The sequence below is a fragment of the Nocardia heshunensis genome (genome assembly GCF_054782115.1).
On sequence record NZ_BAAGTC010000026.1, the window covers coordinates 165,979 to 183,951 of the forward strand.

Annotated in this window: 11 protein-coding genes; 5 read left to right on the forward strand and 6 right to left on the reverse strand. The window is 63.4% G+C overall.

The annotated features are described in order from the left end of the window. Window positions 1-173 precede the first annotated feature (173 nt). Entirely contained in the window at window positions 174-572 is a 399-nt protein-coding gene (locus ACYVN4_RS40815; protein WP_460728880.1) for a hypothetical protein, read from the forward strand. Between the two features lie 7 nt (window positions 573-579). After that, the gene (locus tag ACYVN4_RS40820; protein WP_460728882.1) at window positions 580-1,155 is read left to right on the forward strand and encodes a hypothetical protein; all 576 of its coding nucleotides are present in this window, start codon (window positions 580-582) and stop codon (window positions 1,153-1,155) included. A 437-nt stretch (window positions 1,156-1,592) separates the two neighbouring features. Here the strand turns inward: ACYVN4_RS40820 and ACYVN4_RS40825 are convergent, their stop codons facing one another. Then, on the reverse strand, window positions 1,593-2,942 hold the full coding sequence (locus ACYVN4_RS40825; RefSeq protein WP_460728884.1) for a nucleoside hydrolase: 1,350 nt from the start codon (window positions 2,940-2,942) through the stop codon (window positions 1,593-1,595). A gap of 188 nt (window positions 2,943-3,130) precedes the next feature. On the opposite strand from ACYVN4_RS40825, the gene ACYVN4_RS40830 reads away from it, so the two are divergent. Further along, entirely contained in the window at window positions 3,131-4,762 is a 1,632-nt protein-coding gene (locus ACYVN4_RS40830) for a nucleic acid/nucleotide deaminase domain-containing protein (RefSeq protein WP_460728886.1), read from the forward strand. Window positions 4,763-4,790: 28 nt separating this feature from the next. On the opposite strand, the gene ACYVN4_RS40835 is transcribed toward ACYVN4_RS40830, so the two are convergent. From ACYVN4_RS40835 to ACYVN4_RS40855, 5 genes are all read right to left on the reverse strand, one after another. Further along, window positions 4,791-5,918 carry a hypothetical protein gene (locus tag ACYVN4_RS40835; protein WP_460728888.1) on the reverse strand — a complete coding sequence of 376 codons (1,128 nt, stop codon included), beginning with the start codon at window positions 5,916-5,918 and terminating at the stop codon, window positions 4,791-4,793. Between the two features lie 44 nt (window positions 5,919-5,962). Further along, window positions 5,963-6,466, reverse strand: coding sequence for a YbaB/EbfC family nucleoid-associated protein (locus ACYVN4_RS40840; RefSeq protein WP_460728890.1), 504 nt, complete (start codon window positions 6,464-6,466; stop codon window positions 5,963-5,965). A 3-nt stretch (window positions 6,467-6,469) separates the two neighbouring features. Beyond that, window positions 6,470-6,793, reverse strand: coding sequence for a WXG100 family type VII secretion target (locus ACYVN4_RS40845; RefSeq protein WP_460728892.1), 324 nt, complete (start codon window positions 6,791-6,793; stop codon window positions 6,470-6,472). Window positions 6,794-6,879: 86 nt separating this feature from the next. Continuing rightward, window positions 6,880-8,418 (reverse strand): hypothetical protein, encoded by a 1,539-nt coding sequence (locus tag ACYVN4_RS40850; RefSeq protein ID WP_460728894.1) that lies wholly within the window; start codon window positions 8,416-8,418, stop codon window positions 6,880-6,882. Window positions 8,419-8,530: 112 nt separating this feature from the next. Next, window positions 8,531-9,286, reverse strand: a complete 756-nt coding sequence (locus ACYVN4_RS40855) for a hypothetical protein (RefSeq protein WP_460728896.1) — start codon at window positions 9,284-9,286, stop codon at window positions 8,531-8,533. A gap of 328 nt (window positions 9,287-9,614) precedes the next feature. On the opposite strand from ACYVN4_RS40855, the gene ACYVN4_RS40860 reads away from it, so the two are divergent. After that, window positions 9,615-17,288, forward strand: a complete 7,674-nt coding sequence (locus ACYVN4_RS40860; protein ID WP_460728898.1) for an alpha/beta hydrolase — start codon at window positions 9,615-9,617, stop codon at window positions 17,286-17,288. Window positions 17,289-17,344: 56 nt separating this feature from the next. After that, on the forward strand, window positions 17,345-17,914 hold the full coding sequence (locus ACYVN4_RS40865) for a suppressor of fused domain protein (protein WP_460728900.1): 570 nt from the start codon (window positions 17,345-17,347) through the stop codon (window positions 17,912-17,914). The last annotated feature ends 59 nt before the right edge of the window (window positions 17,915-17,973 follow it).

A 17,973-nucleotide genomic window follows, 5' to 3' on the forward strand; every position in this document is an offset into this window, starting at 1 on the left:
GCGTTTTCGTCCCTCTCCCTACCGAGCTGTGCCCTGCCACCCCGCAACAGCCCGTACCCAACCCACTCGCGGTTCTCCCCGTCCGATGCTGCCGCCGACCCTAATTGCCCACCACCCCCGACGCCAACGCGCCCGAATTCCCCTATCGTGTCCGCTATGTCGGGGGAGCGCACATGACCATCGTCTCGTGGCAATGGCCCCTGGTCCTCGCCATCCCCCTGATCCGAGTCCTGGCCCCGGGCTGGTACCTCTACCTCACGCTCCTCACCCTCGGCCTCCCCCTCTGGATAGCCTGCGCACCCCTCCTGATCACAGCGTCTTTCGCAACCCCTGACCAGTACCACTACCTACAACTCGCAGACCTCTTCCTCCTCACCGCCGCCTTCACCCTCCCCGACGGCGGCGACAACGCAGGCCACCACATCCCCCTCGTAACCCTGGTGAAGTTCAACCCCGAACTCAGCGAGGGAAACCCAATCGCCAAGGCCCTGATCACAATCGGAGTCTGCAGCATCCTCGGCTACCTAGCCTCCCTAGCCGCCATCTGGATCTCCATCAACGGAGTGTGGTGATTCGCTCGTGCTCTACTACCGAGCCGTCTACGAGGCCGAATACGAGAAGTCCCCACCCTTCACGATTTTCGTAACCTCGGACAAGTCCGACGACGCCCTCGTCTGGGCCCAAGGCATCCAAATGTGGCAGTACGACCCCGGCCGAGTAATCCGCTTCACCTCCGACTTCCGCAACGACGACCGCTGGGAAATCGTCGACCGCCCAACCGCAGAAGCCTTCTCCCGCCGTCTGGCAGTAGACGGCACCTCCAGCGAACTCCCCACCGAAGCCTGGATCGAATGGTTCTTCTCATGGCAGGGCAATCCCCCCCGACCACGAAGACCTCTCCTGGAACGACGACTACTACGTCCGCGAATGGAAGCGCAGGTAGAAAGCCCCGAAGACCAGCACAATCCCCGCATTGGCCATCAGCCGAGGCCAGAAATGATGCCTGAAGACGAGAACATCGAGGGCGACAATGACAGCCACCATCACGACCACATAGACCACGACCGACGTCTGCTTACCCATACCGCAGTTGTACCCCCTAAGGCGGCACGAACCCGTCAGGCGTGCTCGCCGGGGTCGGACGGGCGTGGATAGATCTGTGAGCCCGGCAATTCCTCGCCCGCCCGAACCGCCTGGTCATACCTCCTGCCCCAGGTGAGCGGGTGCATCGCACTGCCGTAACTCGTCACCACCCCGGTCGCCACATCCACTATGTAGCAGCCCCCCGTTCCCGGAGTCCGCCTCGCCGCAGCCTGCTCCGCCGACGTCATCGGCATCCAGCAGACCCAAGCGAACTCGGTCTGATACATCCCGATCTCCCGGTCCTGCGCGAAAACATGTGCCCGCCGCAGATACTCCGCCACCTGCTCCCGAGTACATAACTCCTGCACCTGAATACCTCCGCTGGGGTCCAGCCGACCTCACTCGACTCTTCAAGATCAAGGTGTACTCACTGCGGAAATTTGCCCGTTTCGCCACCGTGAGTACTCCCTGATCTTGATAGCCGCTCCGACCGAGATCACACACCCTCGTCAGTACGACCCGTCTCCCGAGTAGCGGAACGAGGGCGCTTCGCCGATCGCACGCCGGGCGAATTCCTCTTCCCACATTCCGAAGGTCTTCTGCCACAGTGCTCTGACTGTCGCGCTCTCCTCCTCGGTCATCGACCGTCGCTTTCGACGAATCGGCGCGAGTATCTGGTCGATCTGCTGGTAGATCTCGAAGATCGGTCCGTCGCCTCGCAGGTACAGGCGGCGCGCTTCTTCTGTCTCCCAGATGAACCGTTCCTCGGAGAGTCGCGCGTAGTCGAGATCGGCTGTGGGCCGGAGGACTTCGGTGATGTCGTCGTGGGTGGCGGGTTCGAATGTCCCCGTGCGGATCTTCAACTTCCGGCCGGTCTCGTCGCCCTGCCAGCGCTCCTCGAGGCGGATGGTGCCGTTGCGGAATCGATGGAACGACGGTGACTGACGCAGCCAGATCAAGTGAAATGGCTTGTCCTCCGCCAAGGTGTCGTCCAGCCACGACAGCAACCACGACCTGAACGCGGGATAGTCCGCGGAGCGTGTCAGGGAAACCTCATGCTCGCCGCGGGTCATCCTCCCGCTCTCGTCGATGTCGACTCCGACCTGCTCGGATTGCAGTGACGAGGCTCCCAACGCCCGGCTCAGGGCCATCGCATCGTGCTGCATCGTGCCCGGATGAAAGTTCTCGAACCACTGATCCAGGTGCGCCCGGATCAGCTGCCCCGAAGGCCGGGAGTTCTCCAGAATCATGTATTCCGCTGAGCCCGAGTTGATTTCATTCTCCGGATGAAAGGTCACATCCGCCGGCACGATCCGCAGGTGCACCCCGGCATGCAACACCTTCCGCGCCGCACCGGCATCGAGCCGAAAGTTGTGCTCGGCCCGCCCGTGATCATCCAGACTCCCACCCATCTGCGTAACCACCAGCCGCCCAACGCAATCGGGAATCCCCTCGATCGCGTCCGCAAGGTTCGACATCGGCCCGAGCCCAAGCCACCGCACCCAGCCCTGGGCCCGCGTCAACACCCACCGCACCGCCCCGACCACATTCCCGCCGGGCAGCACAACATCCTCCGGCACGAGCCCCTCTGCCGCCCAATACTTCTCGTTCCCCAGGTCCCGCCCGGCGACCACGGGCACATCCGTCCGCCCCAACGAATCCAGCAGATGCCGAGCGAGCCGGGCCCGCCGATCCCCACACTCATCACTCGTAATAACCAGCGCCAACTCCGGCCTCCGCGCCGCAACGACCAGCGCGACAGCATCATCCGGATCACCCCCGATATCGGTGTCGACAATCAGCAACGTCTCACGAAGCTCCGCATCCGACGGTCCCACCCGATCCACGCCCTCAGCCATAGGCCCTCCCACCCTCGAGTCCTTACCTCGAAGGTACCCAGCGCCATCCCCTACCAGCACAGGTTGCGGGGTCGCGAGGTTTGTCCGCTGTGAGTTAGGGTGCGGATCGGCAGTGCATGATCGAAGCGGGGGGACCGATGTATCGGCTGAAGCGCCACTCGACCAGACGAATTGGGATGCTCGCGGGCATGTTGAGTGCCGTGGTGGTCGTGGCCGGGTGTGCTACCTCGGTGTCCGGGCACCCCGTGGCTGCTTCGAATACTGCCCCGTTCTATGCGGCGGTCGTGGATCTCATGTCGCAGCCTGCCGCGTACTACACGGGGACCGGCGCGCAGGGGGACACCTGGGACGTGCGTGCCACCTCCGGCGGGGAGGTGTTGGGGAAGGCGACTTCGGGCGGCGATTCGACCGACGTCCTCGTGGTCGGTGGGAAGACGTACGCCAAACCGCCTAAGAGCAAGGTTGCCGCGAATCTGCCGCATGGAGCGTCACTGTCATCTGTGGATGGCAAATGGCTGACCGGCGCAGACGATCTCGCCGACGGGATTCCCTCTGGCGTGCTGTCACCTCGTGAACTCGCCACGCAGCTGTTGCAGGCCCTCGATCACGCGAACGGCTTCCCCCGGGTCGGCGACCCGACGGTGCAGATCGGCGCGGACCAGGCCTACGAGGTCCCGACATCGCTCGGCACCCTGGGAGTTTCGGCGACCGCGCCGTACCGCCTGCTCAGGCTGACGCCGCCGACCGGCACCGGCGCGACAGCAACGACCACCACCGAGTCCCCGGATTCCGCAGGCGGAATCTTCGGTGGTCAGAACAATCAAATGGGCCCGATCATGTTCGCCGTGATGACGCCCGCCGACCGCGATCAGGTCTACAACGACATCGTCAATCAGACTCAAACGCTGAGCAATTCGCTGGATGTCGGCATCAACTTCCAATTCGACCCCTCCGGCGACCTCAAATGCAGCGAATCCAGCTGTACGGTCACCTCGAACGTCACCACCTCGACGACCTCCACCCGCAAGGCGACCTTGTCCGGCAACGTCTCCGCGGTCATGAAGGCCTCCGTCACCGTCGAGGGCAGGCCCAGCGCGGGCTGCACCGCCGCCCAAACCCTCCCCATCAGCGGTAGTTCGGTCATGAGCTGCATCGACAGCAGCGTCGCCGCCATCACTGCGGACATCCGAGCCACCAAACGGATTGAGGCACAAGCGAAAGCAAACGCCGAGGGCCACGACGTCTACATCAACTGGGACATCCACTTCGCCGCCCAGGTCGAAATCCAAGCCACCGCCATGATCCAGGCCGAAATCGACCGCATGGTCACCACCGTCCGCACCGAAGGCGACAACGCCCGCAACCGCTCCACCTGCGGCCAAAACTGCAACTACAGCCAAATCCCATACAACAGTGACAAACTCAGCCAAGCCGCCTACCGCGCCCGCACCACCGGCGGTGTCCCCCCGTCCCGCAACATCATGGTCGCGGTCGTCCCCGGCTGGAATGATCCGCAAACCGGCGACATGCTGGTCGGCTCCGGCGACGGCCAGCCGGACAACGACACCGGCCCCGCCGAAGACGACATCGTCAACAAGCTGAACGCCAAGGGCCTCAAGCCCGACCAGATCACCGGCCTCTACAGCGAACGCCAACCCTGCTTCTCCACCTGCAACTCCAAACTGGCCCCGAGCCTCCGCCCGGGAACCCAGGTCGGCTACAGCGTGCCCTGGATCCCGAACGACGCCGACGCGTCGGCGGCCGGCAACAACCTGATCGATCGGTTGTCCGCCGAAGGCGGTGGGGGGCAGCATAAGTAGGCTCGCCTTCGCGCCCGCATCGGCCAGGTCAGGAAAATGCGGCGATGGCCGTGTCGAATCTCTTGTCGGAGACGTCGACAGCGGTTGTGTGCCGGTAGTTCCGGGCTCGGACGTGGTCGAGGAACGCCGGTGGGATCTCGAGCGGGTAGTGCTCCAGATAGTGGATCGAATCCATGCGCCAGATCCACACTCCGTCGGAAACCAGTGATGGGCCGCCGGGGATCGAGCGCGATACGTCCAACAGATCGGTGAAATCGACCAGCACATCGAAGATCGGGGTAGCCGCCTTCATGTACGCCACGATCATGTCCCGATCCTCGACCGGCCCGGCGGTGAAGGAATCGCGCAAGGACGGAAGTTCGGTTCGCGGCTTGCGGAACATCTCCTGGTAGATCCCGACCGGCTGCAACGGTGCCACGAATCCCTTCGGCGGGTCTGGCACGGGCGGGAACGGGGGCCGAGGTAGCGGCGGCAGTGGTGGAGGCGGCAGGAACGGTCGAGGACCGAGTTCCGCTGGAGCACTTCTATTTTCCGCCGGTAAAGGTGCGGATCCGCTGTTGAACTTGGGGCTGGCATCAAGAATTCGGTCTTCGACCGGAACTGCATCGCGAGCTCGCACATCCTCGGCCATCTGACGATCGATCTCGTGTAGCCGCTCGACCGTGATCCCCATCCGAGCGGCAGTTGCCTCATCGATACGGCGCTGCTCGGCCGGATCGGAAGGAGTCATCCACGGAGGCAGCGGAGGGACAGCCATCGATGTGCCATCCAAACCGCGGCGATACCACTCGGGCATGTGCTCGGCCGATCGGCGAAACCAGCGATTCTCGGTCGCGATGTAGTTCTCCGAGGGGTCCGGACGAACCAACTGCGGTTCCCGGTCGCGGTTGTATCGAATAGTGAAGCGGTCCGGGGCATCCAGGATGTAGACGAACTCGAACCAGGTACCGAGCCCTTCGGACCACATCCCGCTGCGCAACAAGTGGAACTTCCGCCAGAGACCCCGCGGGAACGCCCAACCATCGGCCGTCCCATCGCTCATCTCGACGATCGTGTGCGCCTCGGAAATCCCCCCAAGCATCACGCCACGCACACTCAGCCGCGACCACCCCACCGGCAGAGTCCCGATCACCTCACTCGTGATCGCGACCAGCATCTCGTGCTGTTCGATCGGATTCAGTGGTTCCAACGCGATCCATCTCACCAGTCGTCTGCCCGAATCCGTCCGGGCGTGACGTCATCGAGATCCTCGACGTCGGTGAACGTCATCGCAGGCTTGTCGTGCTGCTGGCGTTCCGGCGAATTCGGGGGAGCGATGGATGCCGGGATTCGTTCGGGCATTTGGGCTTTGAGGTCCGGCAGCCCCTCGATGAGGTCCGACATCTTCGGCATCCGGCCCTTGCGTTCCTGGATGGGGGCCGTGAGTTCGGTGCTCTTGCGGGCCAATTCGGTCGATGCCGCCTGGGCCGCCTCGGTGACTGCCTTCGAAAGCTCGTCGAGCGTATGGCCTTCCAGGTCATCGTCGAATCGGGTTTCGATGACGATCCCGTCGGCGTTCACGACGACGGTGACCCGCTTCTGCAGGGCGTAACCGGTCGCCATGAGTTGCGCGCGCTTCTGCTGGATGTCATTGAGTATCTCGACCTGAGCCTGGAACTCGTCGACCATCGAGGCCAGTTCGGCCTTGAGGAATTCGTTGGCCACGAGCTACGCCTTGAAGGCGTCCGCGTTGGACTTGTCGGTGCCGTCGTGCAGTTTCGACGAATCGTCTTGTCCGGTGGCGTGGCTGTCGGCGTTTCCCGCGAGCTTGCCGACGACGGCGGTGAGGTTGTCGCGTGCGGCGAGATACCCGTTGCCGCTCTCACCCTTGGCGAATTTCTCGCCGTACTCGTCGCTGCCCCATGCACCGCTGCGGCCGTCGCTTGCGGCTTCCAACCCGGTCAGGACCGCGCGTAGGCGGTCGTTGACCACATTGGTCTTGGCGGATGCGTTGCGTAGGAGCTCGGGATCGACCTCGACTTTGTCGGTCATGACTGGTAATCCTCCCCGTCCAGTGATTGAGGCTGACGCTAGCGTCGTGCGGCGTCTACGGCAATGTGAACCATGAGTTCTCGTGCTCAGCTACCGGTCCGGTCACGGTAGCGCTGGGTGAATCCGGCGATGAAGACATTCGGCGGCACCGACGACGAGGAGGTCTCGATCACCCCATCATCGGCGATGTAATAGATGGCCCGGCCGAGCATGATCTGCCCCGGCTGCGTCGGCACGTAGACCATCCAGCCCGCGTCGATGCGATCCGCGGTCAATTGTTCCAGCGGATAGCCGGTGGTGTCCGCGCCCGTGTTTCGAATATGCCTGCGCACCTGCTCGATCGCGTCAGTTCGAGACAGCGGCGGGAGGACGACGAACGTGCGCAATCCGGCGAGCGAGAACTGGTTCAACGCGGCATCGACATCGAATCGCGTCGGATCGAAAGCAGCGGAGATGGTTTCGAAGGTGACGACACCGGCTTCCGCAGCCGCCACCAGCGTCGCGATGGACGTCTTCACGGTGTCGCTCACCGATTGTTCGGTCGCCGTGGCGAGAACGTTCGCGATGATGCCCACGGTCGCCTCGGCGGTCCAGATCCCTGGAACCGCTTCGACCAACCCCTGCCCGCCAGGTGATTCGCCGCGATGCCAGCGCCCGTTCTCCCACCAGTAGCAGAACGACAGCTGCCCCGAGGCAGCACGTGGATTGAGGATGGCGTCCGTGATCCAATCCGGTGCGCCCGCATAGAATTCCGGCAACGGCTTGCCCCCGTTGTACGCCGCATCCAGCTCGGGTGCGTTCCACACACCTCCGGAGATGACCGCCCGATCACCGGGCAGCACGTACAGGGTGCTTCCACTACGCCGAGAGCTCTCGAACCAGCCGAGTGCGGGCAGAATTCGGGGACCCTGCGGCGACGCGAGCGCCGCATAGGCCGCCGCCAAGGCCGTCCATCGAGCCCAAACCAGGGGAAGGGGCGGGAAATCCGCGGTGCTCACCTCACCGTGAATGCCTTTGCCACGGTCGATGCGAGCCTGTTCGGCCGCGACCCGCGGCGACCGCTGCTGCTTGCCCTCATGGCCGACATAGGCGGCCAGCCAGACCGGTAGTCGATCGCGTGGATACTGCTCCAGATCCGCGCGATACGCCTCGGCGGAGAAGAGCTGATCGTCGGGAAACGGTTCGTCTCCGTAGTCATAATCGGTCTGGACCTCACCGGAGTTGGTGATGATGAGGCGCATTCGCCACCACGGTCCGGCGGGCAGTTCCGCAGCGATTTCCCGCTGTTCCTGTACTGCGAGCAAAGCGTTCTGCGAGGGTTCGGCCCGTACCGCGCGTCCGTTCGCGGAGTAGGTCAGGTTCCACGTTTGTGCGACAACGGTCCAGGCGAAGACCGCGTCGATGCGCTCCCAGCCCTCCGGCCCGTCGGCGGCGAGTTCTCGAGCGATCTGATGCGTGAGCTGGCGCGCTCGCTCGGCGGTCTGCTTCTCGTCGACGACCGCTTCGGGGCCGGGATGGGACACGATGTCGATGCCGGGAGCAGCGTCGCCGCCGGCCTCCGCGAACGCGGACGCGAGGTCCTTGAAGAAGGCCTCGTCCGGATTTCCGCCCTGCGGACTGCTCACGATGTCGCTCCCCTCGTCGACCGGGAAGCGTGGACCACCCGTTCGGATACGCCTGCGACCCTACACATTCACGAGCGGTGTTTCAGATCCGGACGTGACGGTTGCTCCAAGTTCACTCGGGTGGACTGATGCGCCCTGTATCGGTGATTCGCAGCGCGCCGAGGGTATCCAGGGCGGCGTCGCCGGAGATCGAGACATCCCAGCAACCGTCGCCACGCCGGGGATCGAGCGCCGCCCCCGCGATCCCGACACCGGCACCCATCAGATAGAGGCGGACCCGCTCGGTGGCCTCCTGCTCCGGCATGCCATCGGGCAGTGCGGCGTGCACGGGCCAGTCCCGGCTGGAGAAACCGAGGTGAGCGAGTTCGGTTGCCCGGCGTTCATCGTGGTCTTCGGTCTTTCCACTGCGAAGCATCTGCCAGACCGAGTCTCGTTTGTCCCAGCGATAGAAGTGGGGCTTGCTGTTCGCGACGATCGTGGCGGTGATTCGCCGCGGCTCGTCCCGTGCGGCGAGAGTGACCTGCGCTGCATGCCCGTGACGAGACGGCAGGAACAACGTGTACGTCCGGTCGGGCTTGTCGGCCCGGACCCGCTCGACGACGTCGTCGGGCAAGCGTGTGAAACGAGCGGCCAGCTCACCGATTCCGGGCGTGGTCTCGGGCAGTGCGAGTCGAGCGGACACCGAGTGGACACGGCCGTTCGATCCCTTGTCGAAACGATTGAATCCCTCGCCGACGAGCTCGGTTTCGTTCCAGCGCTCCGCACCCGTCGCATCCGCGACAAAGCCCGCGCCTTCGAGTAGCGAGACGATCTCCCGTGCGCGGCGTCGTCCATGCGCGGCGACCGCCGCCGCCTGCCGTTCGGTCAAGGGCCGGAGCGTGGACGACCAACCGCCTCGATAGCCGGTGGTCGCTTCGGGCTCGATCACGGTGTTGCCCTGGGGAATGAACCACAGCGATCGCATGCCGTCCCTTTCCGAGGCTGCTGATTGATAGCCGATCCGGATTTCCGGGTTGCCGATCGGCGACTTGTATGGCAGCGTAGCGCACGATTATCGACTGTTCGTTCGTGAAAACACCTGGTGGACAGTTGAATCGCTGACAGGTCGATTCTGGTCCGGGGGCGGGAGTGGCAGCACGGGGGCAGCGGTCCGAAACGGCGTCTGAGCGCACGTTTTTCGGATCGGGGAGAGCACAGTGATCTGGCAGCCGCCCGCGGTCGGGACCCTCGGCTACCTGGTCGGCATGAAGTGGCCCGAGGGCAACGAAGATCAGATGTGGGGCCTCGCCGACGACTGGCGGGCCGCCGCGAAGCAACTCGAAAGCATCAAATCCGACGTCGACGATGCCATCTCTGCCGTGCAGCTCGCCTATCCGCAGGGCGATGGCGGCAAGGAGATGATCGAACAGCTGAAAGTGCTGAAGTACGGCGGCGACGGCAGCGCGGCATCGCTCGACGGCATGATCAAATGGTTCGACCAGATCGCCGCGATGGCCGACGGCACGGGCAACGAGTTCGAGTACACGAAACTCATGTTCAACGCGACGTTGATCATCCTGGCCGCGGAACTTCTCGCCGCCGCGGCGTCGCTGATCTTCAGCCCGGCGGTTGAGGCCGCCGAGGTCGCCGCAACCCGTATTACCGTGCGGTTTTTGATAAAGCGTCTGCTCAAGTATCTGGCCGGGCACGAGGCGAAGTGGGCCACGGCCGCCGAGATCAAGGAGGCCCTCAAGAACTTCGCGATCTACGCGGCCAAGCTCGGGCTGGGCGCGGCGATCGGCGCGGGGCTCGGGGCGGCCCCGGATGCGGGCATCCAGGCGTGGCAACGGTATGAAGGCCGTCGCGAGAAGTTCGATTGGGGCGAGGTCGGCACCATGGCCCTGGCCGGTGGTGTCGGTGGCCTGGTCGGTGCGCCCGTCGGCGCGGGGTTGAAGAACGTTCTCGGCAGGACCCCCCTCGTCAAGAACACCGTCGGCAAGGTGTTCGCCGGCGGCATCACGACCATCGGCACGGGCGCGACGGCCGGTCTGGCTGGCTGGGGCGCAAGCGCTTTGGCGACCGGCAACACCGAGTTGGACCCTCGCATGATCACCGCGGGGGCCGTGGGCGGCCTCGGCTCCGGGCTGCTGCACTCTTACAAAGACGCACGGGTGCCGACGGTCACCGACCCGTCCGCGGTGTCGCCGGAAATCCAGAAGCCGAGCAGCGAGACACCCGCGAGTCAGTCCGCCCCGCAGAACGAGGTGAACACCCACCCGGCTTCCACCACGGAGGTGAAGGCAGACAACGCCGTTCGCCCTGGCGCCGATACCGGGAACGGGCAGCAGCTCACCAATCTGCAGTCGGGGGCCGCGCCGGGTGGTCAAGCCGCACCGAGTCCGCAAAACGTCGGAACGCCAAAGGCTTCCGATGTCGCTCAACCCGCGAACCCTGCACGTGGCGCCACCCCGGCCGAGGTGCGACCCGCTGGGACCGCCGCTCCGCGCACCGAGACGCCGCACTCTGCCACGCCGCCGCCCGAGACGCCGAAGGCCGGGGCGGCTCCGAAGGGGGACACCGGGATCGGTGCTCCCGCCCAGGCGAAGCCGACCGGCATCGAGGCCGCCACACCGAAGGTCAGCGACCGCGCTCAGGTCGTGCAGCAGGAGCACGGTGCGGGTGTCCCGAGCGAACATCCGGAGAAGGCTCGCCCGGTTGACGGCAACGGTGCCCAGCATGAAGGCGACAACGGTGCCAAGCATGGAGACAAGCCGGAGGGCCGCATCGGCGCTCGCCCGGATGATGCGGCGGTCGACCATGACGGCACCGGTGACAAGGACCACGGCAACCGCTCTCAGCCGACCGACCAGACCCACGGCAGCGACAAGGAAGCGCAGAATCACGACAAGGACGGGCACAGCCACAACGAGCACGACCAGCCGTCCTCCGATCCTCAGCAGCCGCACGAGCACGAAGCTCCCACACCATCCGAACATCCGAATCACCCTGTGCTGCCGGAGGATCGGCCGATCACCGATGCGGAACGACTACACGCGCAGGAAGCGCTCGAACGACTGGGGCATGAGGACCCCTCCTCGTTGCTCCATCCCGAGAACACCGATCAGGCCGGTGCGCACAATCGGGCTCGGGAGAATCACGAGTGGTGGCATTCGCTGACCGATGATCAGCAGGACGCGATGGCGCGGGTGCATCCGCGCGAAATCGGCAATGCCGACGGCATTCCGACGCCCGTGCGCGACCAGGCCAACCGGTTGTCGATCGCCCGGGACATGGTGGACCTGCGCGAGAACAACCCGCGCGTAGACAAATTCATGAACAGGTTCTTCGATCCGGACGGCTATCGGGAGTACAAGAACCTGAGCAAGACCGTCGAGAACCTGAGGCTGGCCGACAGGCTCGCCGACACGTACGCCCAGCGCAACGACGGTCATCGACCGCCCGTTCGGGTGCTGTCCTATGACGCGCGGGCATTCAACGGGGAGGGTCGCGCCGTCGTCGCGTTCGGCGACGTGGACAAGGCATCGACGGTGTCGTACCACATCCCGGGCATCACCACCACGGTGCGCAGCCTGAAGGTGAACCTGAACAACTCGTTCAACCACTTCTGGGAAACCTCCAGGAACACAGAGGATCCCGGGGCGGTGGCGTCGATCGCCTGGATCGGCTACGACGCGCCGAGCGGCATTCCGAAGATCTTCAAGGAGATGGCCCACACCGATCTGGCCAAGCGCGGCGGTCAGCTGCTGGCCCGAGATGTGGCCGCCTTCAACGAAACCCGCAAGATGAACGCCGGGCTGCCCGACGGCGCGGCCGTTCCGGACGTGCACCTCTTCGGTCACAGCTATGGCTCCACCACAACGAGTTTCGCCGGTGCGGGCGGCCGCCTGGCGGGTGAGGTCACGACCATCACCCTGCTGGGATCTCCCGGTGCGGGTCCGGTCCCGCACGCCTCCCGGTTCGGCATCGGCGACAATGTGTTCGTCGCCAGCTCGCCGCGCGACCCGGTCACCTGGATCGGCTCCAGTCATCCGGACGACATCTCCCGCGCCGCACCGGCTCTCGGCCTCGGATTGGGTCTCGACCCGTCGGTCGACGCATTCGGCGCTCGCCGGATCACCGCTCAATTCCCGGGCGGTATAAGAACTTTCAACGATATCGGCACCCACACCGCCTACTACAAGTTCCACGACGGCGACTTCCGAAGCACACCGAGTGAGTCCCTCTACAACTTCGGCAAGATCGCCGCGGGCCAGTCGCACGAGATCATCCCCGAATACCCGCGCCCGGATCGCTCGGATCTCGGTGATTTTCAACGGACCTTCGGCTCGACGCCGCACGATCCGGCCAAGTTTCGCAGCCCCGAATACGAACTGGCAGAGGGTCCGCCACACGGATACGACGAGTTCGTCAACGAGTACCGCAACCCGGACCCCGTCGCGGACCACACGCCGCATGTACCCGACGAACATCGCTCGCCGAACGACTGTGGCCCACAAGCCCTTCAGCATGTCCAGGAGCTGACCGGCAATCCGAACATCCACGTCCCCGACGATCCGCAGATCGCCCACCGGGGGATGTCGGCCGAGGAACTCGAAAATGCCGCGGGCGCCCACATGCAGCCGATGGACACCCCGGGTGTCCTGGCCGACCAGCTATACCGACTAGGCGACGGCGCCACCGCCATCGTCGTCGATGAGTACCACGGCCCTGTCGATGACAACGGAGTCGGCGCCCACGCCTACACCGTCACCAACGACGGCGGCATGCTCGTCATCCACGATCCCGCCCTGGGCGAAGGCCCGCACCCTTTCCCCGGCGACCGCACCAACGTCGCCAACACACACGCGATCATCTACGACTCGCACGGCGATCCCCTCCACCCGCACGACTCCACTGCGGATGCGCACCATTCCCCGTCACTCCCGGAAGCCCGCATCGGCCAACCGGATTCGCACCCCAAGCTCCCGGTCGAGGACAAGCCCTACTACGCGAACCCGCACTACGAAGACCCGAGAGCGTCACAGGAATACGCCGCCAAGAACCGCCTCGGCGACGGAGAGATCCAGGACATCCGCGCACAACAGACGGCCAACCACCCCGAGATCGCCCGTCTCACCGACCCCGAACTGGACGCGATCCGCCGCAACCAGTACTTCCACCTCAACGAGCCGGTCAACGACGCCACCCGCAACGGCAACACCCAGGCCCTGCACGATCGCGACGTCGAAATCCGCACTCTGATATCGGCTTACAACAAGCTCCCCGACCACAACGGGGTGGTCTACAGGTCGCTGTACATCGACGACCCGGTCAAACTCTCGCGCTTCCTCGACGACTACCAGCAGGGCAAAACCCCCGTCGACCACGGCTTCGCCTCCTCCGACAAGGAAGGCTCGATGCCGGGCGGCAACATCGAGATGATCATCGACTCCCGCTTCGGCAAGGACATCTCCTGGGCCACAGGCAACCAGGACGAGGTCGTCTTCCCCCCGGGCAACAAATTCCTCGTCAAAGACCACTACCCAACCACCGACCGCTACGGCAACCCCAAGTACGTCATCGAACTCCAGGACCTAGGAAGGGCCGACCATGAACCGGGAGGAATTCGACCGGATAGTCCAGCAAGCGATGCAAAACCGCAAACCCCTCTCACCGGAAGACCAGAAGTGGGCGGAGACCATCCGCCAGAACACGGCCGACCTGGAGAAGAAGGGACGCCGCCCGGCCACGGAAGACCAGATCAAGATCTGGCAAGCGTGGGGCGAATCGGAGATCAATCGGATCAACCGAGAGTCGGGCGAGACGAGCTAGCCCCGGAGGACCCGTCCGGTAAACCCCGCTTCGATGGCCCCGACGAGAACTACAAGCCGTTCAGCGCGGACACCGCAGAGCCACATCCGGATTCGGCGCGCCAGCATCCTGCGGATTTGCGACCGGATGGTGAAACACCCGGCCCTGTCGTCTCCCCAGACGACAAACCGTTCTCACTGACCAACGAACAGCAGCAGCTGCGAGAGCATCCACCCATCGAGGAGGGCCGAGCGCCCCTCGACCAGCACACGGCGGAAGATTCCCGCCCGACGGATGACCAGGGTGACCATCAGCATGGAACCCACGAAGACGGTACAACGAGCGATGTCGATTCGGATCGAACTGCAATCACTCATGACCACACTCAGGCGCCACTTACCAACGAGGTCAAGGCTCTTGCGGACCTGGTGGAGCATCCCGAGGGAGTAACGAGGGACGGCGACCTGATCGTCGAGGTCGCCGGTCGGCCGCTTGAAGAACACGTGGAAGTGATGGCGAAAGAGCGCGCCGAGCAGATTCGAGCCGCATATGAGGAGACGAAACAACGTCCGGGAGAGACGCAGAGCAGACGCAACAGAAGGGTCAAACAGCTCGAAGATGAAGGGCGATTCGTTCATCCGGACCAAACCCACGGTACCGTCACTGCGGTTGTAGTCGATCCCCGTACAGGCATCGCGTACGAAGGTGTGAATGGTCTGCCTGGCGACGTGATCCCTTGGGAGGACCTTCATCCCACGCTTCAAGAGAACATCCTGGCAATGGAAGCCGAGGCCCGAAACCGCCCTGAGCAGGGATTCCCGGCATTGAATCGCCGTGGCGAACCAGACCTCGCCAAGCAGTACCAGGGCTTTCCCCCGGGAACTCGGCCGCACCCTCACTTCGACGATCCGCTGGGGCACGCGGAGGTCAAGGCCGCGAATCAAGCACTGTGGCAACGTGAGCGGTTGAATGCAGAGAATCGGGCGAATGGTTCGCGGGAGCCCGAAATGCCGACTGATCAACGAGGCTTGGCGGAGCTTCGTTCTCAGACCTACAAGCCGTTCGAGCGAGGTGGTCCGAAGCCAACTCCGTACTGCGCCAACTGCAATCGCACCATGGGGGACGCCCACAACTACAGCGGTCGCCATACCGACTTCCCGCCTCGACCCGAGAACCTCGTAGACGAATACCATCCGAAGGACTCACCGCAACGTCCACCGGATGAATCGGTCCAATCCCATGGTGGCGGACTCCCCTTGGACGACGCTCCTGTCCGTAACGATCCGGCCGAAACCTCGCCGCACCCTACGGAATCCGAACGCCCCATGGACGACGGGCCGCAGCAACCTGTCGAATCGGCTCGCCCGCAGGAAGTTCCGCATACCGTGGACGCGGGTCCCGAGCGTGCACCCATTGACTCGATCGATCGACCATCAACGCTGACACCGCATCTGATCGACCGCTTCAATGAGATGCACCAGCGCATATTCGACATCGCCTCCGCCTACCATGATCCGACTCGGGCTGCCGAATTACCCCATCTCCGCCGTGGACTCGGCGACCTGATGGACAAGCTCGGCATGCTCGACCCGTCGACGGCACATACCCCCAGTCGACTACTCAACGAGTACCACCCCGAGCTTTACAAGTACCTGGCGGAGAACCACGAAGCGCTGCTACCGCACCCTTCCGATACCGCTGCGCGCCACGAACCAGCTCCTCACAGTGCTGATCGCGCCTCCGATGCCACAGGACATCGCCCGAATGATGCTGAACCTCAGCGGGATCCCTCCCATCCACTCGAGGAGCACGTTCCACCGGCCGATCCACTGGGACATTACGCAGACCGCACCCCCGCGGGTCTTTCTCTACACACCGACCCCGAAATGCGCGCTCTTGCGCATCTGGTCCCCGAAGACCCTCGCTTCTTCACGATCGACGCCCACCTGACCGAACGTGGAACTGTTCTCCTGGACGGCCACGAATACACGATGCAGGAGTTGGCCGCCCGTCTCCCGGAACTCGGATATGACGGTCGACCCATCCGCCTGATCGGCTGCGACGCTGCCTCTACGGACGCAGCGGCCCACCTGGCCAAAGCCACCGGTACCGGCGTCCTGGCGCCCACCAGGCCAGCGTGGACTGACGACCTTGGCCACGTCTACTCGTCGACCGCCGAGATAACGCCCGAAGGTCTCCGCCGCCCTCGTATTCCCCCGGATGGTGATTGGGAGTTCATCCGCCCGGACGGCGCAAAAATCAAAGTCTCCGAGGACGGATTCGTCCCCGGAACTCGAGATGAGGATAAGCACAACCTTAATCCGGAGGGTGCTCGGGACCGTTCTGAACGAGGCACTGAACCGACGCATGGTGATGATCAGGGTGCTGCACACGAAAGTCCTGACCAACACCACACTCCGGACGTTGTGCCCGATCATATAACCGGAAAACTCTACGATTGGGTCTATGGCGATTCGAGGCCAGGGTTCAGAGCCGTCACGAAACACGCTACCTTCATGAAAGCCGATATGCGGACGGATGGCACGATGGTATGTGCGACCTCTGGAAAGAGGCTGGAGGTGCAACGTCTCGACAGTGGAGAGCCGAAATTCTTTCAATTGGATGATAAAGATCGAGCCAGGCGGGTGCCAGCGCCAGGTTGGTACCAGGAACACAATGTCGAGGATGGTTCGCACGCAACTGAACTATCTAGCGATCCCTCTTCCTCCTCTGCGGAGGTTGTCGACGAACCGCCGATTGTCGACGAGGATTCGGTGTTCACAAAGCCTGCTCCATATGTCGCGGATATGGGGCATGTTGAGAATGCGGAATATTGGCGACTGCAGCAATTTGCGATCTATCATCCAATTACGCAGGCGGGCTTCCAGGGTGCCTACAATGATCGAACTCATTACCGACTCGAGGATAGCAGCGCCAATCGTGGTCACGGATTCGAGCTGGATACACCGGGATATGGACATTATGCCGAACTCGCGGAGAAGTATCCGCCACTGCCGAATGCGCCCGACGACGCTGAAATTGTAAAGGGCCGAAGAAAGCCGGGCAGCGCCCCGAGATAGGGTGCTGGGGTAGCCTGGTGTAGGCCGCTGCTGTAGTTCAGGACTAAGGAGACTTGTTGACATCGCCCCGTGAATTTGAAGGACTGTTCGAACATAACGTTCGATACTTGGGGAATTTCAGGTATGCGGAGCCTGCGGATGATGGTACGAGAAACCGTGGATACGACCTGGCATTTTTTGACCAGGAGGAATACAAGGTAACCTCCGTCGTGACGAACGGCTTACGATTCCAGGATATCGATGCACTGTTTCCGGAGGAGCTCATATGCACGCTTCATACGGGCCAGGAAGGCTTTGCGCACCACCTTGTAAATTTGACAGCAGGTCTGGTTATCCGCAACCGTAGAGGCCTGGAATACGATTCGGTGTTCATGAACGAGTCGCCGTTGATCGAAGGTACGCAGATCTGCGGCGTGCTCGGATATCCGAGCCCTTTTTTTGGTCCCGAATTTGATCTGTTCTATGGCTCCGACGCGAAGCGGCCCGAGTTGCAGACCGTAACTCTCATACCTGTTACGAAGCCCGAGGCTGAATATGCAGCAGAAAACAGCCCCGATGAATTGTGGGATATTTGGAAAGCGAATGCGACAAATATTCTGGATATCAACAGGTCTTCTGTTGTCTAGGTGTGATAGCGGTGGGTGGAAATCTGGCTGGGTGAGTTGCCGAAGTAGTGAGGAGAGGA